The sequence below is a fragment of the Enterobacter sp. WP_7_1 genome, assembly GCF_003688535.1.
In the GTDB taxonomy this organism is placed as follows: Bacteria; Pseudomonadota; Gammaproteobacteria; order Enterobacterales; family Enterobacteriaceae; genus Enterobacter; species Enterobacter asburiae.
Genome location: NZ_REFK01000001.1, coordinates 495,526 through 518,413, shown reverse-complemented (window position 1 = coordinate 518,413; position 22,888 = coordinate 495,526). Strand labels below are relative to the sequence as shown.

Sequence of the window (22,888 nt, the reverse complement as noted above, 5' to 3'; positions counted from 1 at the left end):
CGGCTTCACCTTACCCGGCCTACGACGGAGTGCTATTTGCGACGTTTGTTGTTGTCCATAAACGTCCAGGCGATAAAGCGGCTCTGTTTCTGGCCCTGCGCCATCTCTTTTTTCACCACTTTTACGGCGCCCGCTTCGGTCAGCGCGCGGTAGAGCGGCGGCAGGTTATCCCCGCGGGAAACCAGCGTCGTGAACCACTTCACCTGACGGCCAAACTGTTTGCTTTCCGCAATCATGCGAAGGATAAACGCCACTTCGCCCCCTTCACACCAGAGCTCCTGCTGCTGACCGCCGAAGTTCAGCGCGGCGTCTTCAGCCTGGCCCAGGTTACGGCGCTTGCGCTCGCTGCCCGCACGGGCCGATGCCGCCGAATCATGGAACGGCGGATTGCACATCGTGGCGTCATAGCTTTCGTTTTTGTGAATAATGCCGTTGAAGATCGACGCCGCGTCTTTCTGACGACGCAGGCGAATGGCGCGACTTAATCCTGGGTTAGCGCTGATAATCGCCTGGGCGCTGGCAAAGGCCTCGTCACCGATTTCGCTTCCGGTAAAGCGCCACTGATATTCATGCGCGCCGATCAGCGGGTAAATCAGGTTCGCCCCGGTGCCAATATCCAGGATGGTGGCCTGCTGTGGAACGACACCCTCATTGCCTTCGGCAAGAAGGTCGGCAAGGTGATGAACGTAGTCAGCGCGGCCCGGCACAGGTGGACAGAGAAAGCCTTCCGGAATATCCCAGTGAGCCACACCGTAAAAATGCGCCAGCAGGGCTTTGTTCAGCATTTTAACCGCCTGCGGGTCAGCAAAGTTGACCGAGGGTTCACCCGCTGGGGTCTGAACAAGATAGTCCTGCAGCGGCGGGCAGCTCAGGCATAACGCGTTCATGTCGTAGCGGCTGCGGTGGCGATTTCGCGGGTGCAATCCCGGCTTTTGGGCGGTCATGGCATTCTCCTTTAAACAGCGGCGTAAGATACCCTTTGCAGGCCCAACGGTAAATCTTTCTCTGCGACGCTCAAAAACTCGCCATAAATCAAATACCTTTATGTCTATGATCCGTCAGCGAATTGCCAATCTGCATTGTTCAAAAAATAAACAGATCATCATCAAATATTTGCGCTAAGTCACACTCGTCAGGCTTCTAAACTTAAAGGGAATCACCTGTTGTTTCCTCATGAGGATGTGATTATGAAAAAGTACCTGACCCTTGCTGTTATCGCAGCCGCCCTGGCGACCGCGTCCTTCTCTGCCATGGCCGTTCAGTCACTCACCCAGAGTACCGATACGAGCCAGCTACGTCCTGCAGGCACCGTTTCGGTAAGCCGTGCCAGTAACCTTGACGATCTGCAGGCTAAGCTCGCCGAAAAAGCCCGTCAGGAAGGTGCAAAAGGATTCGTAGTGAACTCCGCTGGCGGAGATGACCATATGTACGGCACTGCGACCATCTATAAATAAGCTGTCTCTTCCGCAAGACTGCATCTGCCCAACGGGTGCAGTTCTCTTCTCCCTTCGCCTTGATTGTTCATTTTTTAACCCCATAGTAAACGTATGGCCTAAACCAATTTCAGGAGGACGCTATGGCTTCCGGCTGGGCAAATGAAGACGCTGTTAACGAACAGATCAACAGTACAATTGAAGATGCGGTTGCGCGTGCCCGCGGTGAAATTCCGCGCGGCGAAAGCTTAACGGAATGCGAAGAATGCGGAGAACCCATTCCGGAGGCGCGCCGAAAAGCCATTCCCGGCGTACGGCTTTGCATTACCTGCCAGCAGCATAAAGATTCAAAAAATTCATTACACTCGGGATATAATCGCAGAGGTTCGAAAGACAGCCAGTTACGTTGACTTTGCTTTACCAAAGCTAACCGAGCGCGCGCATTCCTTTACGCTCACGGTTTTTAGCCAGACGCGTAGCAAAACGTGCCCTTCGTATCGCTTCTGTAAAGCGCATCCGCAAGAAGTGTAAAGGGGTGCTTTGAATTTATTAATATTCAATAAGTTATTTGTCATTCAATTTTTTTGAGCAACCACGTCAATTCTCTTCGATTTTATCACTCGCAAAAAACCGTGATACTTATCACATCGACGGAACATCGTCCCCTTAACAGAAACACCTGCGAGAGATTAATTATGAAAACCATCAAATATGCTGTAGCTGCTGTTGCCCTGTCCGCTCTGTCTTTCGGCGCTTTCGCTGTCGAGCCTGTCTCTTCTACTCAGGCACAGAACATGAACAAAGTCGGTGTGGTAAGTGCTGATGGCGCAACCACTCTGGACGGCCTGGAAGCCAAACTGGCTGAGAAAGCCGCTGCAGCCGGTGCAAGCGGATACACCATTACCTCCGCTAACGGCAATAACAAGCTGAGCGGTACCGCGGTTATCTACAAATAATCGACTGAACGAATGCTGTACCCTCGCCATACCCTCTGGTGAGCTGCTCCACCCTCATTGACCCTGTTGTTGTTACCCTTGCTTGCCCGTCCGCCACTGGACGGGCTTTTTTTTTGTCTAAAACGCCTGCGCCACGCGTTCAAGCCCGGCCTGGACGGATTCCACTTCTCCGGTTGCCAGCAAACAGCAGGCCATCTGTAGCTTGATCGAATGCGGAACAGGAACATTTCCGGCAAGGCACTGCTCAATCCAGTGGGCTGTAGTATGGGGATCTTTTGCCTCAGGCAGTATCACGCCGGTATTCTCTTCCCCGCGTTCCAGAACGGCGCGCGAACCGGCAGAATCGATCAGCATCACCTGCGGGCAGCGCTGCGGGTTCGCATAAACCTCGCCCTCCGTGCCGTGCATCAGCAATGCCCTTCCGCCAATAGCCTCAAAGAATTGGCCCACTCGCGCCACGTATTCCGGGTGCGACACGCTGGAGAGACGCAGGGCGGCATCTTCGCCAAACGGCGTGGCCAGTTTCGCCAGCGTGTGCGCGCTGTTGCGCACCCCCATGCGCCAGCGCATATCGAGCTGCTTTTCCAGCGGCGGGCAGAGCGTGCCGACCGGGATATAAACAGGCTGATGGCCATCCAGCTTCGCCTGCGCCTGGCCGGCATGACGCGTAGGCTCGATGCCCAGCATCCCGAAAATGGTCTCCGTCAGAACGCGAGTGGGATCTTCGCTGACGCCGTGCACCACCACCGGGAACCCCAGCTTGTGTAACAGGATAGCGAGCAGCGGGGTTAAGTTTGCCTGCTTGCGCGCGCCGTTGTAGCTCGGGATCACGATCGGCATCGGTTTTGCCACCGGCGGCGTTAAGCGCAGCGTTTGCGTCTGCATAGCTTCATAGAAGCCGCGCATCTCCGCTTCACCTTCGCCTTTGATACGCAGCGCGATCAGAATGCCCCCCATCTCCAGGTCGGGGACGTCGCCCTCCAGCATGCGGGTATAAAGCGCACGCGCGGTTTCATGGTCCAGATCGCGGGCATGATTTTTCCCGCGCCCTACCTCTTTGATAATTTTACGATAATCCACGACATTTCTCCTTACAGCAGGTTATCAACAATATAGCCCTGATGATAACGCCGCTGTTAGTTTTTTTGCCCACCCTGCGTTTTTTATAATCAATTGTTTTGGTAAGAAAAAGTATTTTGCAAGAATTAATTGAATTATTTGTAAGCCGCGCGGGACCTTTCCCTGCCTGAGTTTTCTGATTAAATAGCCAGCGGTGAGTAGTTGAGACATAACTTCGAATAATGCGGGATGCAAAGGTCGAAAGGAGAAACATACAGGTTTAAATATGAAAAAAGTCACTTTAGGTTTATTCATTACTGCCGCTTTGGGATGCTCTGCATCTTCTTTCGCGGCATCCACCGGTGAGGGGCAAATTAACTTCACAGGTGAAATTATCGATTCCGCCTGTCAGGTGGTTAACGGCATAAGCAGTCCGCTGAATGTTGCGCTGGGCAAAGTCTCCAAAACAACATTTACTGGCGCAGGCTCTACCAGCACCTTAACGAAATTTGATATTCAGTTAAAAGACTGCCCGGAAACGGTCACGTCTGCAGCCATCAATTTCGGTGGTACGCCAGATGCGGATAATAACACCACGCTGGCCTTGACCCCGGGTGCTGCGACTGCAACTGGCGTGGCGATTCAGCTGGTTGATTCTTCCGACCAGCCAGTCAGTTTATATACGCCTTCAAAGCAGTATCCTTTAGCTGCTGGCACGACGGTAAATCATCTGGAGTTTGGCGCACGTTATATTCAGACTCAGGAATCGATCACTGCCGGCCAGGCTAACTCAGCGTCTACTTTTACAGTTATTTATAACTGATACGATCAATACGGAGATATTAACCTTCACGTGAAGGTTAATATCTCCCCTTTCTTTGAGACAGATTTATGCGACACAGTTATTTATTAAGCGCACTTTTACTGACCGCAGTAACAGCCCATGCAGGTGTGATTATTAATGGCACCCGACTGGTTTATCAGGGAGAGAAAAAAGAGTCTTCGATTGGGATTTCCAACCCGGATGAAATTAACTATCTGGTACAGTCCTGGGTGGATACCGGTTTAAAAAAAGATGATAAAGCGCCATTTCTGATTACCCCACCCCTGTTCCGTCTGAACGCTAAAGAAGATAACGTATTACGTGTGGTGCGCACCGGCGGAAATATGCCAGAAGATCGCGAGTCGTTGTACTGGTTAAATATTAAAGCCATTCCTTCTTCAAGTCATGAAGAGGGCGTTAATACATTACAGATAGCCATCAATACCCGTATTAAATTGCTGTATCGCCCTGCATCGATTAAAGGCAAACCCGAAGAAGTGGCAGATAAACTGGAATGGCACCGCGAAGGTAATGATCTGGTGGTCAACAACCCCACGCCTTTCTATATGAATTTCCAGAGCGTAACGCTGAACGGCCAAAAAGTGGCAAAAGCTACCTGGGCTGTGCCAGATACCTCTACCCGCTTTGCCCTTCCGGCAAATATGAGCGGTAACACCGTGAGCTGGTCGGTCATTAACGATTACGGAAGCATCAGTAAAACCTGGTCTGCATCCGTTCGTTAATACTCTATTCGACGCCTGGATAATCATGTACACCACAACTAAGCCGCTATTACGTCGACTGCATGAAATGCTGCCCACTTTTTGTGGGGTAGCGGTGACATGCTGCGCGCTGCAGGCCCACGCTGATGATTATTTTAACCCTGCCCTGCTGGATATTGATAATCCAGAGCAGGCAAAGACCGATCTCTCTGTTTATGAAAACGGTCCCGGTCAGGCGCCAGGCAAATATCAGGTCACGATGTTCGTCAATAACAATAAAATCGACACCCGTGACGTCCTTTTTACATTACAAAAAGATGCGCAGGGAGATGATTCTCTGCAGCCTTGCCTGAGTCTGGATGAATTAACGCATCTGGGCATCAAAACCAAAGATTATCCAAAGCTGGCGGCAAAAGGGGAATGCGCGGATCTCAGCGCGATCCCTTCGGCCTCGGCGACTTTCCGCATCAAAAACCAGCAACTACTGCTGAGTATTCCCCAGTCGGCGCTGGGCCAGGTGCCTCGCGGCTACATCGATCCGAAAGAGTATGACGAAGGGATCACCGCGGGCATCCTGAACTATAGCGTTAACGCCAGCCAAAGCCACGCCCGCCAGCATGGGAAAGCGGACAACAGCAGCCAGTTTATTAACCTGCGACCCGGTTTTAACACCGGTGCCTGGCGCGTGCGTAATTACAGCACCTGGAACCATAATTCGGATGGCGGTCAGGACGACGGCAAGCTGACCCCGGTCTATACCTATGCCCAGCGCGATATCGTGGGGCTGAAGAGCGAGCTGACCGTGGGACAGAGCAGCACCCAGGCCGACGTTTTCGACAGTGTCTCTTACACTGGCGCACAGATGGCTACCGAAAGCGACATGCTGCCCGACAGCGAGCGCGGGTATGCCCCGGTGGTACGCGGTACGGCGCACAGTAACGCCCAGGTGGTGGTTCGCCAGAATGGCTACGTTATCTATCAAAACACCGTCGCCCCCGGCGCGTTTGAGATTAACGATCTCTACCCCACCGGCAGCAGCGGCGATCTGAACGTCACGGTAAAAGAGACCGACGGCAGCGAGAGTCATTTCGTGGTGCCGTTTGCCTCCGTGCCGGTGCTGCAACGTGAAAAACACCTTAAGTACAGCATCGCTGCAGGGCGCTACCGTTCATACGATAAAGAGATTGAGAAGACCCCTTTCGCCCAGGGCAGCGCCATCTATGGTCTGTCACACGGCGTCACCGTTTACGGCGGTACGCAGCAGAGTTCGCATTACCACTCCGCCGCGCTCGGCGCAGGGAAAAATTTTGGTGACCTCGGCGCGTTCTCCTTAGACGTTACCCGCGCCAAAGCGTTACTGAAAAAGCGCAAAACCAGCAAAGGGCAATCTCTTCGTCTGCGCTACAGCAAAAATATTACCGCGACCGGCACTAACTTTTCGCTGGCGGGTTATCGCTACAACAGCAAAGGCTTTTACACCCTGCAGGACACCATGGAGTCCTGGACCAGTGCAAACGACTGGTCCGCTCCACAGCAGCGCCGCGCACGGGCGGAGGCCACCATCGACCAGACGCTTGGCGACAAGTGGGGTTCGGTGACGCTAAGCCTGGTGAAAGAGAGTTACTGGAGCCAGAGTCAGGATATGACCTCCCTGAGCGTTAACTACAACAATAGCTGGCACGGCGTGAGCTATAGCCTGAGCTACAGCGTCAATAAAAACAGCGACGACATGGACGAGGACGGTAAATCCATCAGCTATGACCGACAAATCGGCCTCAACGTGTCGGTTCCGCTCGACCGCTGGCTGCCTAACACCTGGGCAAACTACAGCCTGAACAACAGTAAAGACGGCACCACCCACAACCTGGGCCTGAATGGTACCGCGCTGGAGGGAGACAAGCTGAGCTGGAACGTTCAGCAGGGACTGGACAGCGCCAATAACAACACCTCTACCAGTATGAATGCGGATTACAAAGGCACCTACGGTGAAGTGCAAGGCGGCGTAAGCCATGACAGCCATCAGCATACCGTTAACGCCGGGATCCAGGGCGGCATCGTCGCCCACTCTGACGGCGTCACCTTTGGTCAGACCCTGGGCGAAACCGTGGTGCTGATTAAAGCGCCGGGAACACATGGCACGCACATTGCCAACCAGACGGGCGTGGAAACGGACTATCGCGGCTATACGCTGGTGCCCTTTGTCACTCCGTGGCGCCACAACCCAATTTCGCTGGATACCGAGACGCTGCCAGAAGATGCCGACGTGACACGCGCCTCGCAGACGGTAACACCAACACGCGGCGCGATAGTTCGCGCCAGCTTCGATACTCGCGTGGGCAACCGCGTCTTAATGACGCTGGCCTGGAAAGACAAACCGCTGCCCTTCGGCGCAACGGTCACCACGGAAGACAAGAGCAGTGAATTTATCGTCGGTAACGACGGCCTGGTGTATCTCACCGGACTGCCGCAGCACGGACGCCTTTTCGTTTCCTGGGGCAAGGGGGCGAGCGAACATTGCGTCGCCGATTACGCCCTGATGCAAGACAAGGATGACACCAACATTATTAACGCTGCCGCGCAGTGTCACTGATTAACACCGGACCGATCATGATGCAGATAGCAAAATCGTTTTTCTTACTTGTAGTTCTGGCGACGGCAGCACTCTTTATGCCGCATGCAAAGGCCAACTGTGTCTCACCAAATTTACCAGCGCTGCTATCGTTAGCGTCTATTTCAGTACCTACCAGCCTTCCCGTGGGAGAGACCATCCCGGGAACGGAACGTTCGGCTCACATTGCGGGGGGCTGCTATACAGCCGAAGACGCAGGTCGTCAGATCATTGCCTGTTACCACGGCCTGGGTAGAGAGACTCCCAATATCCCAGGTGTTTATGAGTCGGGTGTTGCCGGGATCGGCGTGTCGCTCCGAAATAGTAAAGGGGAACGTGTGATGGGAGCAGCAGACCAAATCTGCACAACGAAGTCTTCCGTGGGTCAAGTGTCTGATTCGACGGGTAGCGATGGTTCATTTGCGTTTAGCTTCGACGTCTCGCTGGAACTGGTGAAAACCAGCGAGGTGGTAACCGCCGGTACGCTCACTTCCAGTAATACCCAATTTGGCTTTGGTGTTGAGCAAATAGAAAGCTTGAGTTATCCAAACACCCTCTCCTACTCAGGTAACGTGGTGGTTAAAGCAGTAACCTGCACCGTATCACCCAAATCTCTGACCGTCACGCTGGGGGATTTTCCGGTGAGCCGTTTTACCGGTCCGGGAACCCTGGTCTCCCAGTCGGTATTCAATATCGACATGCTCTGCGATCAGGATGTACAGCCGGAAATGATGATCGCCAGCGCCAATGGCTATGAAACGAATTTTCCTGGCGTAATCAAATTAACGCCGGAAAACGGCGTGGCGACCGGCGTGGGGGTGAGAATGCTCTTTAACGGTCAGATACCTGTTTTCGGGCAATATATGAATACCTTTACCGCCTATGCCAATATCCGCTCGCAATATCCCTTCAGCGTCTCTTACGAACAAACCAGCTCGGAGGTGACGCCCGGAACGGCGAATGCCGTCGCAACCATTACGGTGGCCTACAAATGAAAACCTTATTAGCCCTTTTACTCCTTGGAGTGGCCAGCCAGAGCCTGGCGGAAGAGATTCAGCTCGATATTCGCGGAAACATTTACGCCAACGCCTGCCAGGTAGACAGCGCCAGCCAGAACCTGACGGTCAATCTGGGCAAAGCGAATACCGGCGATTTTAAGAATGTGGGCGATACCGGACAATGGAATTCATTCGACTTAACCCTGTCGAAATGCCCAACCACTTCCGTGCTGGCCACGGCAACCTTTCACGGTCAGCCAGACAGTATTCATCCGACGAAATTCGCCAGCACCGGAACCGCGAAAGGACTGGCGCTGGAGCTTGCCGACCCGCAGGATCAGATCTCGCTTGCCCCGGACGCCAGCTTCAGCGTGTTGATCAACCAGGACAATCACACGGCGGATTTCCCGCTGGCCGCCCGCTATTACGCCACCTCATTGCCGGTCACGGCAGGAACGTTTAGCAGCGTGGTGCAGGTGACCTTCATTTACCAGTAGGACCGCGCCCCTTAGCACGGATGCTTTTCTTACGCCCGGAAGTCAGTGTTGCCGGGCGTTTTTTTACCTCAGGCACCTCTGGCTGTTCAATCGGAAAGATCGGCAGCGCGTTCAGGAGGCGTTGGCCGTAATTTTTGGTGAGCAGACGTTTGTCATAAATCACCACCTCGCCCCAGCAGCCGTGGCTACGAATCAAGCGCCCGACCTGCTGAATCAGGTTAAACGACGCCGCAGGCAAACTCTGCACTTCAAACGGATAGCGGTTGAGGCTTTTCAGCCACTCCCCCTCGGTGATCACCACCGGGCTGTCGATAGGCGGGAAGGCGATTTTATGGATGTGCACCTGCGTCAGGTAGTCGCCTTTCAAATCCAGACCTTCAGCAAACGACTGCAACCCCACCAGCACGCTGCGCTCGCCGTTATCAATGCGCTTGCGGTGGGTTTCCACCAGCCGGTAGCGCGGCTGATCCCCCTGCACCAGCAGGAGTAAACGCAGATCGGTGACGTGTTCGAGGAAGCGCTGCATCGCCCGCCCGCTGGCAAACAGCACCAGCATACCGGGGTACTTTTTACTCTCGACCTGCTCGCGGAAGTAGGCCGCCATTTCCGCGATGTGCTGCTCCTCGTTGTCGATGAGCGGCTCAAATTTCATGCGCGGAATGACCAGCTTGCCCTGCTCGCAGTGGTTAAACGGCGAGTCCAGCGCCACGAAACGGTCGCCCGCTTTCTCTTTGAGCCCGCTCATCTCCTGCAAACGAGAAAAACTGTTCAGGGAGCGCAGCGTGGCAGAGGTGACAACCACGTGCGGCACGCTGCGCCAGATCAGCTTTTCCAGCTGATCGGCCACGCGGATGCCCACGCAGTGGAAAAAGAGGTGCACCTGCCCGTCCCGCACGTCGCGGGTCGCCCATTTGGTGACCGGCGCACCGGACGCCTGCGCCATCGAGGCCAGCCGCCAGAGCTTGCTTTGCGCTTCGAACATCCCCAGCGCGCGGTTCATCTGCAGCAGAACGCGGTGCAGACGCACCACGTCATGCGAGCCGGTTTTCTCGCTGAGATCGTTTAAAAACATCTCCGCCAGCCCGCGCAGCTTTTCCAGATGCTTCGCCAGCTGCTGGCAGATCTCCATCACCTCTTCCGGTAGCTCTCCCATCGCAAAGCGGTGTTCAGCTTCCTGGGTTGCCGGAAGATAAAGATTCAGGATGTTGTTCAGGGATGAAATGAGGCTATAGACCTCTTCACAGTGGTCGCTCAGCCGCTCCGGCACCGCCAGCGGCGGCGTGGTTTTCGGGCGGAACTGCTCCATGCAGGTCGCCACCAGCTTACAGAAGAGATCCAGCTGCAGGCGGAACCACGGAGCGGTGATTTCGGCGCTCATCTCCAGCGCGTCACGCGCCACGTCCGGCAGATGATGGCCTTCATCAAGCACCAGCAGCAGGTTTTTAGGCTCTGGCAGCACCGCTTCGCTCTCGAGCGCCGCCATCACCAGCGCGTGGTTTGCCACAACCACCTCCGCCTCCTGAATTTCGCGCCGGGCGACAAAGAACGGGCACTCGCGGTAATAGTGACAGTTGCGGTTCAGGCAGCTGGCTTTGTCGGTGCTGAGCCTGCGCCACAGGTCGTCGCTGATGGCCTGGCTGGTGTGATCCCGCAGGCCGTCCCACTTATAGCCGTCGAGCTCGGCTTTGAGTTTTGCACACTGCTCCTGCTCGGCCTTATTGTTTGGCGTTAGCTCGTCATCCAGAAACGCGAGCAGATCCTGTTGATTCGGCTCGCTGCTGGCCAGCGCCGCCAGGTTACGCGGACACACGTAACGCCCGCGCCCAAAGGCTGCCGTAAACCGCAGGTCGGGGATGATTTTGCGTAGCAGAGGTAAATCCTTGCTGAAGATCTGGTCCTGCAAGGCCACGTTGGCGGTGCTGACCACCAGCGTTTTGTCCTCTTCCCGCGCAATCGCGATGCCGGGAATGAGATACGACAGGGTTTTCCCGACGCCGGTCGGGGCTTCAATCGCCAGATGTCGCCCGTCGTCCCCGGCGAGCGTTTTTGCCACGTCAGCAATCATCTGCCGCTGCGGCGCTCGGGGGATAAAGTCGGGGATCTGCTGCTGTAGCGCCTTATACCATGCGCCAATTTGCGCCTTGAGCGCAGCGGTTAAAGCCATCGGAAAACCTGAAATACTGTATAAACAGCCACTATTGTGGCACTTTCTCTTCGCTGCCGCAAAAAGAAAAGCCCGGCTTTACGACCGGGCTTCCAGATTACTGCGGGTTAGCAGGCTTGCGCGGGCGGCGTCGACGCTGCCCTTCCCCTGCCGGTTTCCCTTCGCCGCTGCGCCACGGGTTTTCACCCGCCGGTTTGCTGTCGTTGTTACGACGCGGCGGTTTGCCGGATGATTTCGGCGCGCCGCCTTCGGCACGACGCGGCTGCTGACCGCGACCGCCGCCGCCCTGACGACCGTTCTGAATCGGCTCGGCTTTGATCGACGGATCCACTTCATAACCCGGGGTTTCGATGCGCGGGATCTCTTTCTTCAGGAGGCGCTCGATGTCGCGCAGCAGCTTGTGCTCGTCCACGCAGACCAGAGAGAGCGCTTCACCGGTTGCCTCCGCGCGGCCGGTACGGCCGATACGGTGAACGTAATCTTCCGGCACGTTTGGCAGCTCGTAGTTCACCACGTGCGGCAGCTCTTCAATGTCGAGGCCACGGGCAGCGATGTCGGTCGCCACCAGCACGCGGATGTCGCCGGATTTGAAGTCAGCCAGCGCACGGGTACGCGCGCCCTGGCTCTTGTTACCGTGAATGGCGGCGCTGCGGATGCCGTCTTTATTCAGCTGTTCCGCCAGGTGGTTGGCGCCGTGCTTGGTGCGGGTAAAGACCAGCACCTGCTGCCAGTTGCCCTGGCCGATCATCTGGGAGAGCAGTTCCCGCTTGCGCTTTTTATCCACAAAGTGAACGTGCTGCGTCACCTGCTCGGAGGCGGTGTTGCGGCGCGCTACTTCCACTTCCAGCGGGTTATGCAGCAGCTTTTCCGCCAGCGCCTTGATCTCGTCGGAGAAGGTCGCGGAGAAGAGCAGGTTCTGACGACGCGCGGGCAGCTTGGCCAGCACGCGACGAATATCGTGGATGAAGCCCATGTCGAGCATGCGGTCGGCTTCGTCCAGCACCAGAATTTCGATGCCATCGAGCTTCACCGCGTTCTGGTGTTCGAGATCCAGCAGACGGCCCGGCGTTGCTATCAGCACGTCCACGCCGCCGCGCAGCTTCATCATCTGCGGGTTGATGCTGACGCCACCGAAAACCACCAGCGAGCGAATGTTGAGATAGCGGCTATAGTCACGCACGTTCTCACCAATCTGCGCCGCCAGCTCGCGGGTTGGGGTCAGGATCAGGGCACGCACCGGACGACGGCCTTTGGCGTGCGGCTGGTTTTTTACCAGCAGCTCTAACAGCGGCAGGGTAAAGCCCGCGGTTTTGCCGGTACCGGTCTGGGCGCTCGCCATCAGGTCACGGCCCTGCAGGACGGCAGGAATAGCCTGCTGCTGGATTGGGGTTGGCTCAACGTAGCCCTGTTCTGCGATCGCGCGCAGAATTTCCGGGTTCAGGCCAAGGGAATCAAAAGACATAAAAACTCCGAACCGCCCCGACCATCACAGGTGTAGTTTTCAGGGAGATATAACGAATAGGGGAGGACAAAAACCACAATGTCGCGAAGGAGCGGAGTGTAGCAGCTTTTGTGACGTGGCGCATAAAATATCCCTCAGCGTTTCCTCGACGAAAGCAGGAATCAGGCATAATCTTAATCAATCGATTGATTAATTCTTAATGCCGCCATGAATACGACCCCCACAACAACCAAAGGTGAACAGGCCAAAAATCAGCTTATCGCCGCCGCGCTGGCGCAGTTTGGTGAGTACGGGCTGCATGCAACCACGCGCGATATTGCCGCGCTGGCCGGGCAGAACATTGCGGCGATTACCTACTATTTTGGCTCAAAAGAGGATTTATACCTCGCCTGCGCCGAGTGGATCGCCGATTTTATCGGCACGCAGTTTCACCCGCACGTTGAGGAAGCCACCGCGCTGCTCGGCCAGCCGTCGCCCGATCGCGCCGCCGTTCGCCAGCTTATTCTCAATGCCTGCCACGATATGATCCGCCTGCTGACGCACGACGATACGCTCAACCTGAGCAAGTTTATCTCCCGGGAGCAGCTCTCCCCGACCGTCGCCTACCAGCGTGTACACGATCGGGTGATTGAGCCAATGCACTCGCATCTGACCCGGCTGATCGCCGCCTATACCGGTCGGGATGCCGGTGATACCGAGACAATTTTGCATACCCACGCCCTGCTGGGTGAAATCCTTGCCTTCCGTCTGGGCAGGGAAACCATCCTGTTACGCACCGGCTGGACACAATTTGATGAGGATAAAGCCGCGCAGATTGGCCAGGTCATCGCCTGTCACGTCGATCTGATCCTGCAAGGCTTAACGCAAAGGAGCCTGAAGTCATGAAAAAACCTGTCGCCATCATTCTGGTGGTTGTTGTTTTGCTTGCTGCCGGAGTCGGTGGATGGCTGTGGTATCAGAGCCATCAGGATAAAGGCCTGACGCTGTACGGTAACGTGGATATTCGCACGGTGAACATGAGCTTCCGCGTGGGCGGACGCCTCGCCTCGCTGAGCGTTGACGAAGGCGATGCCATCAAAAGCGGGCAGACGCTGGGGATGCTGGATAAAGCGCCCTATGAGAATGCGCTGCTGCAGGCCAAAGCGGGCGTGTCCGTCGCCCAGGCGCAGTATGATCTGATGCTGGCAGGCTATCGCGACGAAGAGATCGCTCAGGCCGCCGCCGCAGTTAAGCAGGCGCAAGCCGCCTATGACTACGCGCAGAACTTCTACGCGCGCCAGCAGGGATTGTGGAAAAGCCGCACCATTTCCGCCAACGATCTGGAAAATGCGCGCTCGTCCCGCGACCAGGCGCAGGCCACGCTGAAGTCCGCGCAGGATAAATTAAGCCAGTACCACACCGGTAACCGCCCGCAGGATATCGCCCAGGCGAAGGCCAGCCTTGAACAGGCGCAGGCGCAGCTGGCCCAGGCAGAGCTTGATCTGCGCGACACCACCTTAATCGCGCCGTCTGACGGCATGCTGATGACCCGCGCCGTGGAGCCGGGCAGCATGCTCAGCGCGGGCAGCACCGTCTTAACGCTCTCCCTGACCCGCCCGGTCTGGGTACGCGCCTACGTTGATGAGCCGAATCTCGGACAGATGCAGCCGGGCCGCGAGCTGCTGCTTTATACCGACGGTCGCCCGGACAAGCCGTATCACGGCAAAGTGGGCTTTGTCTCCCCTACCGCCGAATTCACGCCGAAAACCGTTGAAACACCGGACCTGCGTACCGACCTCGTGTATCGCCTGCGCATTATCGTGACCGATGCGGACGACGCGCTGCGTCAGGGCATGCCTGTCACCGTAAAAGTAGACAGCGGGGAACGACATGAATGACGCGGTTATTCAGCTCAACAATCTTGTTAAACGCTTCGCGGGAATGGACAAACCGGCCGTCGCGCCGCTGAACTGCACTATCCAGAAAGGCTACGTGACCGGGCTGGTCGGTCCGGACGGTGCGGGGAAAACCACGCTGATGCGGATGCTGGCGGGGTTGCTCAAACCGGACGAAGGCACGGCCAGCGTGCTCGGTCTTGACCCGATCGAGGATGACGGCGCGCTCCACGCCATGCTCGGCTATATGCCGCAGAAGTTTGGCCTGTATGAAGACCTGACGGTGATGGAAAACCTGAACCTGTACGCCGACCTGCGCAGCGTCACCGGCGAAACCCGACAGAAAACCTTCGCGCGTCTGCTGGAGTTTACCTCCCTCGGCCCGTTCACCGACAGGCTGGCGGGCAAGCTCTCCGGCGGGATGAAGCAGAAGCTGGGGCTGGCCTGCACGCTGGTCGGCGAGCCGAAAGTGCTGCTGCTGGACGAGCCCGGCGTCGGCGTAGACCCCATTTCGCGCCGCGAACTGTGGCAGATGGTGCACGAGCTGGCGGGCGACGGGATGCTGATCCTCTGGAGCACCTCCTACCTCGACGAAGCGGAACAGTGCCGGGACGTGCTGCTGATGAACGAAGGCGAACTGCTTTATCAGGGCGAGCCGACGACGCTGACGCAGAGCATGGCCGGACGCAGCTTCCTGCTGCACAGCCCGCAGGAGTCCAACCGCAGGCTGCTGCAGCGGGTGCTCAGGCTGCCGCAGGTCAGCGACGGGATGATCCAGGGCCGCTCGGTACGGGTGATCCTCAAAAAAGAGGCCACCGTCGACGATATTCGCCAGGCGCAAGGCATGCCTGAGATCGAGATAGAAGAGACCGCGCCGCGCTTTGAGGACGCGTTTATCGACCTGCTGGGCGGCGCGGGTACGTCAGAGTCGCCGCTTGCCGCCATTCTGCATACGGTGGAAGGCACGCCGGGCGAAACGGTGATTGAAGCCAAATCCCTCACCAAAAAGTTCGGGGATTTCGCCGCCACCGACAACGTCAATTTCGCGGTTAAACGCGGCGAGATTTTTGGCCTGCTCGGGCCGAACGGCGCGGGAAAATCGACCACCTTCAAGATGATGTGCGGCCTGCTGGTGCCGACGTCCGGCAAGGCGCTGGTGCTGGATATGGACCTGAAGGTCAGCTCCGGCAAGGCGCGCCAGCATCTGGGGTATATGGCGCAGAAGTTTTCCCTGTACGGCAACCTGACGGTCGAGCAGAATCTGCGCTTTTTCTCCGGCGTGTACGGCCTGCGCGGGCGGGCGCAGAACGAGAAAATTCGCCGCATGAGCGACGCCTTCGCCTTAACCAACATCGCCTCCCACGCCACCGACGAGCTGCCGCTCGGCTTTAAACAGCGGCTGGCGCTGGCCTGCTCGCTGATGCACGAGCCGGATATTCTGTTTCTGGATGAACCGACTTCAGGCGTTGATCCCATTACCCGCCGCGAGTTCTGGCTGCACATCAACAGCATGGTGGAAAAAGGGGTGACCGTGATGGTTACCACCCACTTCATGGACGAGGCGGAGTACTGCGACCGCATCGGGCTGGTATATCGCGGCAAGCTGATTGCCCACGGTACCCCGGACGACCTGAAAAACCAGGCCGCCGACGCTGAGGTCCCGGACCCGACCATGGAGCAGGCGTTTATCACCCTCATCCACGACTGGGATAAGGAGAATGCCCATGCGCAGTAATGCCATTTCCTGGCGCAGGGTGCGCGCGCTGTGCGTTAAAGAGACGCGGCAGATCGTGCGTGACCCCAGCAGCTGGCTGATTGCGGTAGTGATCCCCCTGCTGCTGCTGTTTATCTTTGGCTACGGCATTAACCTGGACTCCAGCAGGCTGCGGGTCGGGATTTTGCTGGAGCAGCAGAGTGAAGATGCGCTGGACTTTACTCACGCCATGACCGGTTCACCCTACATTGACGCCACCATCAGCGATAACAGGCAGGAGTTGATCCAGAAAATGCAGGCCGGGAAAATTCGCGGTCTGATCGTCATTCCGGTGGATTTTGCCGCCAATATGGCGCGGGCGAATGCCGATGCGCCGATCCAGGTGATTACCGACGGCAGCGAGCCGAACACCGCCAACTTCGTACAGGGCTACGCGGAGGGGATCTGGCAGCTCTGGCAGATGCAGCGCGCGGAAGACCGGGGCGAGACGTTTGAACCGCTGATCGACGTGCAGACGCGCTACTGGTTTAACCCCGCCGCCATCAGCCAGCACTTTATTATCCCAGGCGCGGTGACGATTATCATGACGGTGATTGGCGCGATCCTGACCTCGCTGGTGATCGCCCGCGAGTGGGAGCGCGGGACCATGGAGGCGCTGCTCTCTACCGAAGTGACGCGCGTCGAGCTGCTGCTGTGCAAGCTCATCCCCTACTACTTCCTCGGCATGCTGGCGATGTTGCTCTGCATGCTGGTGTCAGTCTTTATCCTCGGCGTGCCGTATCGCGGCTCGCTGGTGGTGCTGTTTTTTATCACCAGCCTGTTTTTACTCAGCACGCTGGGCATGGGGCTGCTCATCTCCACCATCACCCGCAACCAGTTTAACGCCGCGCAGGTGGCCCTCAACGCCGCCTTTTTACCGTCGATTATGCTGTCCGGGTTTATCTTCCAGATAGACAGTATGCCTGCGGTGATCCGCGCCGTGACCTATGTTATTCCGGCTCGCTACTTTGTGAGCACGCTGCAAAGCCTCTTCCTGGCGGGGAATATTCCGGTGGTGCTGATCGTCAACACGCTGTTTTTAATGGCGTCAGCGGCGATGTTTATCGGGTTGACGTGGATGAAAACCAAACGGCGACTGGATTAAGGAGCGAACATGTTTCACCGATTATGGACGTTGATACGCAAAGAGCTGCAATCCCTGCTGCGCGAGCCGCAAACCCGCGCCATTCTGGTCTTGCCGGTGCTGATCCAGGTTTTACTGTTCCCGTTTGCCGCCACACTTGAGGTGACCAACGCCACCATTGCCATTTACAACGAAGACAACGGCAAGCATTCCGTCGAGCTAACGCAGCGTTTTGCCCGCGCGAAGGCCTTTACCCACATCCTGCTGCTGAAAAGCCCGCAGGAGATCCAGCCCACCATCGACACGCAAAAAGCGCTGCTGCTGGTGCGGTTCCCGGCGGATTTCTCCCGCAATCTGGATACCTTCCAGACCGCGCCGATGCAGCTGATTCTCGACGGACGTAACTCCAACAGCGCCCAGATAGCGGCCAACTATCTGCAGCAGGTGGTGAAGGATTATCAGCAGGAGCTGATGGAGGGCAAACCGAAGCCCAACAACAGCGAGCTGGTGGTGCGCAACTGGTACAACCCGAACCTGGACTACAAGTGGTTCGTGGTGCCGTCGCTGATCGCCATGATCACCACTATCGGGGTGATGATCGTGACTTCCCTTTCCGTCGCCCGCGAGCGCGAACAGGGCACGCTGGACCAGCTGCTGGTCTCCCCGCTCGCCACCTGGCAAATTTTCGTCGGCAAAGCGGTGCCGGCGCTGATTGTCGCGACGTTCCAGGCCACCATCGTGCTGGGGGTAGGCATTTGGGCCTACCAGATCCCGTTCGCCGGTTCGCTGGCGCTGTTTTACTTCACGATGGTCATTTACGGGCTGTCGCTGGTGGGGTTTGGACTGCTGATCTCGGCGCTCTGCTCGACGCAGCAGCAGGCGTTTATCGGGGTGTTCGTCTTTATGATGCCCGCGATTTTGCTCTCGGGCTATGTTTCACCCGTCGAGAACATGCCGGTGTGGCTACAGGATCTGACGTGGGTAAACCCGATTCGGCACTTTACGGACATCACCAAGCAAATCTATCTGAAGGATGCGAGTCTGGATATTGTCTGGGGAAGTTTGTGGCCGCTACTGGTGATTGCGGCCACGACGGGCTCAGTGGCGTACGCGATGTTTAGACGCAACATTGCGTAGCTTTTTCTCTTTGGTCAGCAGCGAGACGACCGCAGGCCCTGCGAGGATAGCCAGACCCGCCAGGGCCAGCAGCAGGTTGTTTTGCAGCACGCGCGACAGCAGCCAAAGCACAATCATCGCCGCACCAAAATACCATGTGGTGGTGAGCTCTTCGAGCACATCACCCACCTCGCGCCAGCGCGCTTCGTGGTGGCGCTGTAAGAACAGCATCGACAGCACGGTGACGCCATAAAGGACGCATAGCCCCAGGCCAACACGCACCAGCGTGCCGCTCATCCAGCCCATCACCAGTACGGCCACGACCAGTAAATGCAACATTATCTGCCAGCAACTCAGGCCAGTTGCGACACGAACACGTTGTTGCCACTTCATGGCTTCTCTCCTGAAGGATTTTTCTCTGCTTAATCAGACTACCGCACTTTACGGAAAATTCCGTAACGCCGCATCTTTTTGTGACGCCGACTACACTTTATTTTCATTGGGATAGTCACTCAGGAAGGAGCTTATGACTCAAAAAATGCAGCATTTCTCGCTTAAGGTGCTGACGATAAACATTCATAAGGGCTTCACAGCATTTAATCGCCGCTTCATTTTACCGGAGCTGCGCGACGCGGTTCGCACCGTCAGCGCGGATATTGTCTGCCTGCAGGAGGTGATGGGCGCACACGAAGTGCATCCGCTCCACTTTGAGAACTGGCCCGACACGCCGCACTATGAATTTCTGGCCGACACCATGTGGAGTGATTACGCCTACGGCCGCAACGCGGTCTACCCGGAAGGGCATCACGGAAACGCGGTGCTGTCCCGTTACCCCATTGAACATTACGAAAACCGCGATGTTTCCGTTGGGGAAAGCGAAAAACGCGGCCTGCTTTACTGCCGCATTACGCCGCCCGACCTCGAGCGACCTGTCCATGTCGGCTGTGTTCATCTGGGCCTTCGCGAAGCCCATCGTCAGGCGCAGCTGAAAATGCTGGCCGAATGGGCCAACGCGCTTCCCGAAGGTGAACCGGTGGTGGTGGCGGGCGATTTCAACGACTGGCGACAGCGGGCAAACCATCCGTTGAAGGTAGGTGCCGGGCTGGAGGAGATTTTTACTCGCGCCAACGGCAGGCCTGCGCGCACCTTCCCGGTCCGTTTCCCGCTGCTTCGGCTTGACCGCATCTACGTGAAAAATGCCCACGCCAGCAGCCCGACCGCCCTGGCGCTCCTTAACTGGCGACATCTTTCCGACCACGCGCCGCTCAGCGCGGAGATCCACCTATGAAATGTTCCTGGCAGGAAGGCAACCGGATCACGCTGCTGGTCAACGGGGACGAGTACTACCCGGCCGTGTTTAAGGCGATTGATAACGCGCAGCAGAAGGTGATCCTCGAGACCTTTATCTGGTTCGAAGACAATGTGGGTAAGCAGTTGCACAGCGTGCTGCTGCGCGCCGCCCGGCGCGGCGTCACAATTGAAGTGCTGCTTGATGGCTATGGCTCGCCGGATCTCAGCGATGCGTTTGTGAATGAGTTGACCTCCGCGGGCGTGGTGTTCCGCTACTACGATCCCGGCCCTCGCCTGTTCGGCATGCGTACCAATCTTTTCCGCCGGATGCACCGCAAAATTGTGGTGGTGGACGAGACGGTGGCGTTTGTCGGCGGCATTAACTATTCCGCTGAGCATATGTCCGACTACGGCCCGGAAGCGAAGCAGGACTACGCGATTCGCATTGAAGGCCCGGTGGTGCAGGACATTTTGCTGTTTGAGCTGGAGAACCTGCCGGGGAAAGAGGCCGTTCGCCGCTGGTGGAGACGCCGCCATCGCCCGGAAGAGAACCGGAAGCCCGGCGAAGCGCAGGCCCTTTTCGTCTGGCGGGATAACGGCGAGCACCGGGACGACATTGAACGTCATTATCTCAAGATGCTCGCCAACGCGAAGCGCGAGGTCATCATCGCCAACGCCTACTTTTTCCCGGGCTACCGTCTGCTGCACGCCATGCGCAATGCGGCCCGACGCGGGGTACGCGTGAAGCTGATTGTGCAGGGCGAGCCGGATATGCCGATAGTCAAAGTCGGCGCGCGGCTGCTGTATAACTATCTGGTGAAGGGCGGCGTACAGATCTACGAATATCGACGCCGACCGCTGCACGGCAAAGTGGCGCTGATGGACGATCACTGGGCAACCGTGGGTTCCAGTAATCTCGATCCGCTGAGCTTATCGCTCAATCTCGAGGCTAACCTGATCATTCACGATCGCCAGTTTAACCAGACCCTGCGGGATAACCTGCAGGCGCTAATCGTTAACGACAGCGTGCGCGTGGACGAATCCATGGTCCCTAAACGCACCTGGTGGAACCTGGGCATCAGCGTGGTGGTGTTCCACTTTCTACGCCATTTCCCGGCCATGGTCGGCTGGCTGCCAGCGCATACGCCTAAGCTTGCGCAAGTGGATCCGCCGGTACAACCGGAAATGGAAACCCAGGACCGTATTGAAGCGGAAGACGGAGGCAAACCCTGATGTCGAAATCGCATCCGCGCTGGCGGCTGGCAAAAAAGATCCTGACCTGGCTGTTTTTTATTGCGGTCGCGGTTCTGCTGGTGGTCTACGCGCAGAAAGTTGACTGGGAAGAGGTGTGGAAAGTCATCCGCAACTATAACCGGATGGTGCTGCTGGGCGCTGTGGGGCTGGTTATCGTGAGCTACCTGATGTACGGCTGCTATGATCTGCTGGGCCGCGCTTACTGCGGCCACAAGCTGGCCAAACGTCAGGTTATGCTGGTGTCGTTTATCTGCTACGCCTTTAACCTGACGCTGAGCACCTGGGTCGGCGGCATCGGCATGCGATATCGCCTTTATTCGCGGCTCGGCCTGCCGGGCGGGACTATCACGCGCATTTTCTCGTTAAGCATTACCACCAACTGGCTGGGCTATATTTTGCTCGGCGGGGTGATCTTCACCATCGGCGTAGTGCAGCTGCCCGCGCACTGGTATATCGATGAGGCCACGCTGCGCATTCTGGGCATCGTACTGCTGCTGATTATCGCCGTGTATCTGTGGGCCTGCGCCTTTGCTAAACGCCGCCATATGACCATCAAAGGGCAAAAGCTGGTATTGCCCTCATGGAAGTTTGCGGTGCTGCAGATGGCCGTCTCCAGCGCCAACTGGATGGCGATGGGGGCCATTATCTGGCTGCTGATTGGCGAGGACGTGAACTACTTCTTCGTGCTGGGCGTGCTGCTGGTGAGCAGCATTGCGGGCGTGATTGTGCATATTCCGGCGGGGATCGGCGTGCTGGAAGCGGTATTTATCGCCCTGCTGGCCGGGGAGCATGTCTCTCAGGGAACGATTATCGCGGCCCTGCTGGCATACCGGATGCTGTATTACTTCCTGCCACTGGCGCTAGCAACGGTCTGTTATCTGGTGCTGGAGAGTCGGGCGAAAAAGCTGAGAGCGAAGAACGAGAAGGCGTTAGCGAAATAAAAGCAAAACGGCAACAAGGTTGCCGTTTTTAGTGTTTGTTCCCTCTCCCGTGGGAGAGGGTCAGGGTGAGGGCACCAGACCGCACCGCCACCCGGCAAAACAACCTTAACGACGGTTGCCGAAAATCCGCAGCAGCATCAGGAACAGGTTGATGAAGTCCAGATACAGCGTCAGCGCGCCCAGAATCGCGTATTTGCGCAGGTTTGAACTGTCGCGTACGTCGATCTGCTCGCCGATGTTTTTCAGCTTCTGGGTGTCATACGCCGTCAACCCAACGAAGATCACCACCCCGATGTAGGTCACAGCCCACATCAGCGCGTCGCTCTTCAGCCACAGGTTCACCAGCGACGCCAGCACGATCCCAATCAGCCCCATAAACAGCATGCTGCCTAAACCGCTCAGATCGCGCTTCGTGGTGTAACCGTAGAGGCTCATCACGCCGAACATCCCGCCGGTCACCACAAAGGTGCTGGCGATGGAGGAGTAGGTGTAGACGATGAAAATACTGGAAAGCGTCAGCCCCGTTAGCGCCGAATAGAGCATAAACAGCGTGGTCGCCATTCCGGCGCTGAGCTTTTGCACCAGACCCGAAAGCACAAACACCAGCGCCAGCTGCGCGATAATCAGCCCAAAGAAGGTGATTTTGCTGGAGAAGATAAACATCATCAGTTCAGGCGTGTTCGCCGCATACCACGCGATAAACGCGGTAAGCAGCAGGCCAACCGTCATCCAGCCGTACACCTGAGCCATATACGTCTGCAGGCCGCTACGGGTCTGCTGTACTATTGAATCGGAACGCGGAAATCGGTCCATGATTCACTCCTGATTAAGATTAAGTAGACACACACGTTAAG

The 22,888-nt window shown here is 56.9% G+C and carries 22 protein-coding genes; 16 read left to right on the top strand and 6 right to left on the bottom strand.

The window, feature by feature from the left end; translation table 11 throughout:
• Positions 1–32: 32 nt before the first annotated feature.
• On the bottom strand, positions 33–944 hold the full coding sequence (rlmF, locus tag BJ885_RS02560; protein ID WP_029739808.1) for a 23S rRNA (adenine(1618)-N(6))-methyltransferase RlmF: 912 nt from the start codon (positions 942–944) through the stop codon (positions 33–35).
• 243 nt (positions 945–1,187) lie between these two features.
• On the opposite strand from rlmF, the gene mcbA reads away from it, so the two are divergent.
• The 3 genes from mcbA (at position 1,188) to ybiJ (ending at position 2,389) form a co-directional block, all read left to right on the top strand.
• Positions 1,188–1,454, top strand: a complete 267-nt coding sequence (gene mcbA, locus BJ885_RS02555) for a DUF1471 family periplasmic protein McbA (RefSeq protein WP_029739809.1) — start codon at positions 1,188–1,190, stop codon at positions 1,452–1,454.
• A 122-nt stretch (positions 1,455–1,576) separates the two neighbouring features.
• Positions 1,577–1,843 (top strand): DksA/TraR family C4-type zinc finger protein, encoded by a 267-nt coding sequence (locus tag BJ885_RS02550; RefSeq protein ID WP_121931108.1) that lies wholly within the window; start codon positions 1,577–1,579, stop codon positions 1,841–1,843.
• A 285-nt stretch (positions 1,844–2,128) separates the two neighbouring features.
• Positions 2,129–2,389: a DUF1471 family protein YbiJ gene (gene ybiJ / locus BJ885_RS02545; protein WP_023310874.1), complete on the top strand. Its 261-nt coding sequence runs from the start codon at positions 2,129–2,131 to the stop codon at positions 2,387–2,389.
• A 117-nt stretch (positions 2,390–2,506) separates the two neighbouring features.
• Here ybiJ and ybiB read toward each other — a convergent pair whose 3' ends face one another.
• Positions 2,507–3,469, bottom strand: coding sequence for a DNA-binding protein YbiB (ybiB, locus tag BJ885_RS02540; protein WP_121931107.1), 963 nt, complete (start codon positions 3,467–3,469; stop codon positions 2,507–2,509).
• Positions 3,470–3,734: 265 nt separating this feature from the next.
• Here ybiB and BJ885_RS02535 point away from each other — a divergent pair, with 265 nt between their 5' ends.
• The 5 genes from BJ885_RS02535 to BJ885_RS02515 all read left to right on the top strand — a co-directional run bounded on the left by BJ885_RS02535 (position 3,735) and on the right by BJ885_RS02515 (position 9,096).
• Positions 3,735–4,271, top strand: coding sequence for a fimbrial protein (locus BJ885_RS02535; RefSeq protein WP_121931106.1), 537 nt, complete (start codon positions 3,735–3,737; stop codon positions 4,269–4,271).
• Positions 4,272–4,339: 68 nt separating this feature from the next.
• On the top strand, positions 4,340–5,014 hold the full coding sequence (locus tag BJ885_RS02530) for a molecular chaperone (protein WP_047648315.1): 675 nt from the start codon (positions 4,340–4,342) through the stop codon (positions 5,012–5,014).
• Between the two features lie 25 nt (positions 5,015–5,039).
• On the top strand, positions 5,040–7,583 hold the full coding sequence (locus BJ885_RS02525) for a fimbria/pilus outer membrane usher protein (protein ID WP_121931105.1): 2,544 nt from the start codon (positions 5,040–5,042) through the stop codon (positions 7,581–7,583).
• A gap of 17 nt (positions 7,584–7,600) precedes the next feature.
• Positions 7,601–8,596, top strand: a complete 996-nt coding sequence (locus BJ885_RS02520) for a fimbrial protein (protein WP_310886293.1) — start codon at positions 7,601–7,603, stop codon at positions 8,594–8,596.
• Positions 8,593–9,096 carry a fimbrial protein gene (locus tag BJ885_RS02515; RefSeq protein WP_029739816.1) on the top strand — a complete coding sequence of 168 codons (504 nt, stop codon included), beginning with the start codon at positions 8,593–8,595 and terminating at the stop codon, positions 9,094–9,096. The genes BJ885_RS02520 and BJ885_RS02515 overlap by 4 nt, the downstream gene beginning before the upstream one ends.
• Here the strand turns inward: BJ885_RS02515 and dinG are convergent.
• Positions 9,083–11,260, bottom strand: a complete 2,178-nt coding sequence (dinG, locus tag BJ885_RS02510; protein WP_121931104.1) for an ATP-dependent DNA helicase DinG — start codon at positions 11,258–11,260, stop codon at positions 9,083–9,085. The two genes, BJ885_RS02515 and dinG, sit on opposite strands and share 14 nt — an antisense overlap.
• Positions 11,261–11,357: 97 nt before the next feature.
• A complete protein-coding gene (rhlE, locus tag BJ885_RS02505) occupies positions 11,358–12,722 on the bottom strand; it encodes an ATP-dependent RNA helicase RhlE (RefSeq protein ID WP_121931103.1) in 1,365 nt (454 codons plus the stop codon).
• A 207-nt stretch (positions 12,723–12,929) separates the two neighbouring features.
• On the opposite strand from rhlE, the gene cecR reads away from it, so the two are divergent.
• Genes cecR through BJ885_RS02480 form a run of 5 tightly spaced genes read left to right on the top strand, consistent with a single transcriptional unit; the run spans position 12,930 to position 18,570 of the window.
• Complete coding sequence (gene cecR / locus BJ885_RS02500; protein ID WP_029739819.1) at positions 12,930–13,607, top strand: transcriptional regulator CecR; 678 nt, start codon at positions 12,930–12,932, stop codon at positions 13,605–13,607.
• Positions 13,604–14,599 carry a secretion protein HlyD gene (hlyD, locus tag BJ885_RS02495; protein WP_121931102.1) on the top strand — a complete coding sequence of 332 codons (996 nt, stop codon included), beginning with the start codon at positions 13,604–13,606 and terminating at the stop codon, positions 14,597–14,599. Before cecR ends, hlyD begins: the two co-directional genes overlap by 4 nt.
• Positions 14,592–16,331 (top strand): ATP-binding cassette domain-containing protein, encoded by a 1,740-nt coding sequence (locus tag BJ885_RS02490; RefSeq protein WP_121931101.1) that lies wholly within the window; start codon positions 14,592–14,594, stop codon positions 16,329–16,331. Before hlyD ends, BJ885_RS02490 begins: the two co-directional genes overlap by 8 nt.
• Positions 16,321–17,454 (top strand): ABC transporter permease, encoded by a 1,134-nt coding sequence (locus tag BJ885_RS02485; RefSeq protein ID WP_121931100.1) that lies wholly within the window; start codon positions 16,321–16,323, stop codon positions 17,452–17,454. The genes BJ885_RS02490 and BJ885_RS02485 overlap by 11 nt, the downstream gene beginning before the upstream one ends.
• A 9-nt stretch (positions 17,455–17,463) precedes the next feature.
• The gene (locus BJ885_RS02480) at positions 17,464–18,570 is read left to right on the top strand and encodes an ABC transporter permease (protein WP_023310860.1); all 1,107 of its coding nucleotides are present in this window, start codon (positions 17,464–17,466) and stop codon (positions 18,568–18,570) included.
• On the opposite strand, the gene BJ885_RS02475 is transcribed toward BJ885_RS02480, so the two are convergent.
• Positions 18,532–18,942: a YbhQ family protein gene (locus BJ885_RS02475; protein WP_014883088.1), complete on the bottom strand. Its 411-nt coding sequence runs from the start codon at positions 18,940–18,942 to the stop codon at positions 18,532–18,534. The genes BJ885_RS02480 and BJ885_RS02475 overlap by 39 nt on opposite strands.
• Before the next feature lie 133 nt (positions 18,943–19,075).
• Between BJ885_RS02475 and BJ885_RS02470 the strand changes: the two genes are divergently transcribed.
• From BJ885_RS02470 to BJ885_RS02460, 3 genes are read left to right on the top strand one after another with little or no spacing between them, the layout of a single operon-like run.
• Positions 19,076–19,837: an endonuclease/exonuclease/phosphatase family protein gene (locus BJ885_RS02470; protein WP_121931099.1), complete on the top strand. Its 762-nt coding sequence runs from the start codon at positions 19,076–19,078 to the stop codon at positions 19,835–19,837.
• On the top strand, positions 19,834–21,072 hold the full coding sequence (gene clsB / locus BJ885_RS02465; RefSeq protein ID WP_121931098.1) for a cardiolipin synthase ClsB: 1,239 nt from the start codon (positions 19,834–19,836) through the stop codon (positions 21,070–21,072). Before BJ885_RS02470 ends, clsB begins: the two co-directional genes overlap by 4 nt.
• Complete coding sequence (locus BJ885_RS02460; RefSeq protein ID WP_023310857.1) at positions 21,072–22,034, top strand: YbhN family protein; 963 nt, start codon at positions 21,072–21,074, stop codon at positions 22,032–22,034. Before clsB ends, BJ885_RS02460 begins: the two co-directional genes overlap by 1 nt.
• Before the next feature lie 105 nt (positions 22,035–22,139).
• Here BJ885_RS02460 and BJ885_RS02455 read toward each other — a convergent pair whose 3' ends face one another.
• Positions 22,140–22,847 carry a Bax inhibitor-1/YccA family protein gene (locus BJ885_RS02455; protein WP_029742164.1) on the bottom strand — a complete coding sequence of 236 codons (708 nt, stop codon included), beginning with the start codon at positions 22,845–22,847 and terminating at the stop codon, positions 22,140–22,142.
• Positions 22,848–22,888 lie beyond the last annotated feature (41 nt).

Bases quoted from the DNA above. Each gene is read 5' to 3' on its own strand.
- BJ885_RS02550 (WP_121931108.1), top strand. From the start codon at position 1,577: ATGGCTTCCGGCTGGGCAAATGAAGACGCTGTTAACGAACAGATCAAC.
- BJ885_RS02515 (WP_029739816.1), top strand. From the start codon at position 8,593: ATGAAAACCTTATTAGCCCTTTTACTCCTTGGAGTGGCCAGCCAGAGC.
- BJ885_RS02475 (WP_014883088.1), bottom strand. From the start codon at position 18,942: ATGAAGTGGCAACAACGTGTTCGTGTCGCAACTGGCCTGAGTTGCTGG.
- rhlE (WP_121931103.1), bottom strand. From the start codon at position 12,722: ATGTCTTTTGATTCCCTTGGCCTGAACCCGGAAATTCTGCGCGCGATC.
- BJ885_RS02530 (WP_047648315.1), top strand. From the start codon at position 4,340: ATGCGACACAGTTATTTATTAAGCGCACTTTTACTGACCGCAGTAACA.
- BJ885_RS02525 (WP_121931105.1), top strand. From the start codon at position 5,040: ATGTACACCACAACTAAGCCGCTATTACGTCGACTGCATGAAATGCTG.
- BJ885_RS02485 (WP_121931100.1), top strand. From the start codon at position 16,321: ATGCGCAGTAATGCCATTTCCTGGCGCAGGGTGCGCGCGCTGTGCGTT.
- BJ885_RS02460 (WP_023310857.1), top strand. From the start codon at position 21,072: ATGTCGAAATCGCATCCGCGCTGGCGGCTGGCAAAAAAGATCCTGACC.
- BJ885_RS02535 (WP_121931106.1), top strand. From the start codon at position 3,735: ATGAAAAAAGTCACTTTAGGTTTATTCATTACTGCCGCTTTGGGATGC.
- BJ885_RS02480 (WP_023310860.1), top strand. From the start codon at position 17,464: ATGTTTCACCGATTATGGACGTTGATACGCAAAGAGCTGCAATCCCTG.
- ybiJ (WP_023310874.1), top strand. From the start codon at position 2,129: ATGAAAACCATCAAATATGCTGTAGCTGCTGTTGCCCTGTCCGCTCTG.
- dinG (WP_121931104.1), bottom strand. From the start codon at position 11,260: ATGGCTTTAACCGCTGCGCTCAAGGCGCAAATTGGCGCATGGTATAAG.
- BJ885_RS02455 (WP_029742164.1), bottom strand. From the start codon at position 22,847: ATGGACCGATTTCCGCGTTCCGATTCAATAGTACAGCAGACCCGTAGC.
- rlmF (WP_029739808.1), bottom strand. From the start codon at position 944: ATGACCGCCCAAAAGCCGGGATTGCACCCGCGAAATCGCCACCGCAGC.
- BJ885_RS02470 (WP_121931099.1), top strand. From the start codon at position 19,076: ATGACTCAAAAAATGCAGCATTTCTCGCTTAAGGTGCTGACGATAAAC.
- BJ885_RS02490 (WP_121931101.1), top strand. From the start codon at position 14,592: ATGAATGACGCGGTTATTCAGCTCAACAATCTTGTTAAACGCTTCGCG.
- cecR (WP_029739819.1), top strand. From the start codon at position 12,930: ATGAATACGACCCCCACAACAACCAAAGGTGAACAGGCCAAAAATCAG.
- hlyD (WP_121931102.1), top strand. From the start codon at position 13,604: ATGAAAAAACCTGTCGCCATCATTCTGGTGGTTGTTGTTTTGCTTGCT.
- BJ885_RS02520 (WP_310886293.1), top strand. From the start codon at position 7,601: ATGATGCAGATAGCAAAATCGTTTTTCTTACTTGTAGTTCTGGCGACG.
- mcbA (WP_029739809.1), top strand. From the start codon at position 1,188: ATGAAAAAGTACCTGACCCTTGCTGTTATCGCAGCCGCCCTGGCGACC.
- clsB (WP_121931098.1), top strand. From the start codon at position 19,834: ATGAAATGTTCCTGGCAGGAAGGCAACCGGATCACGCTGCTGGTCAAC.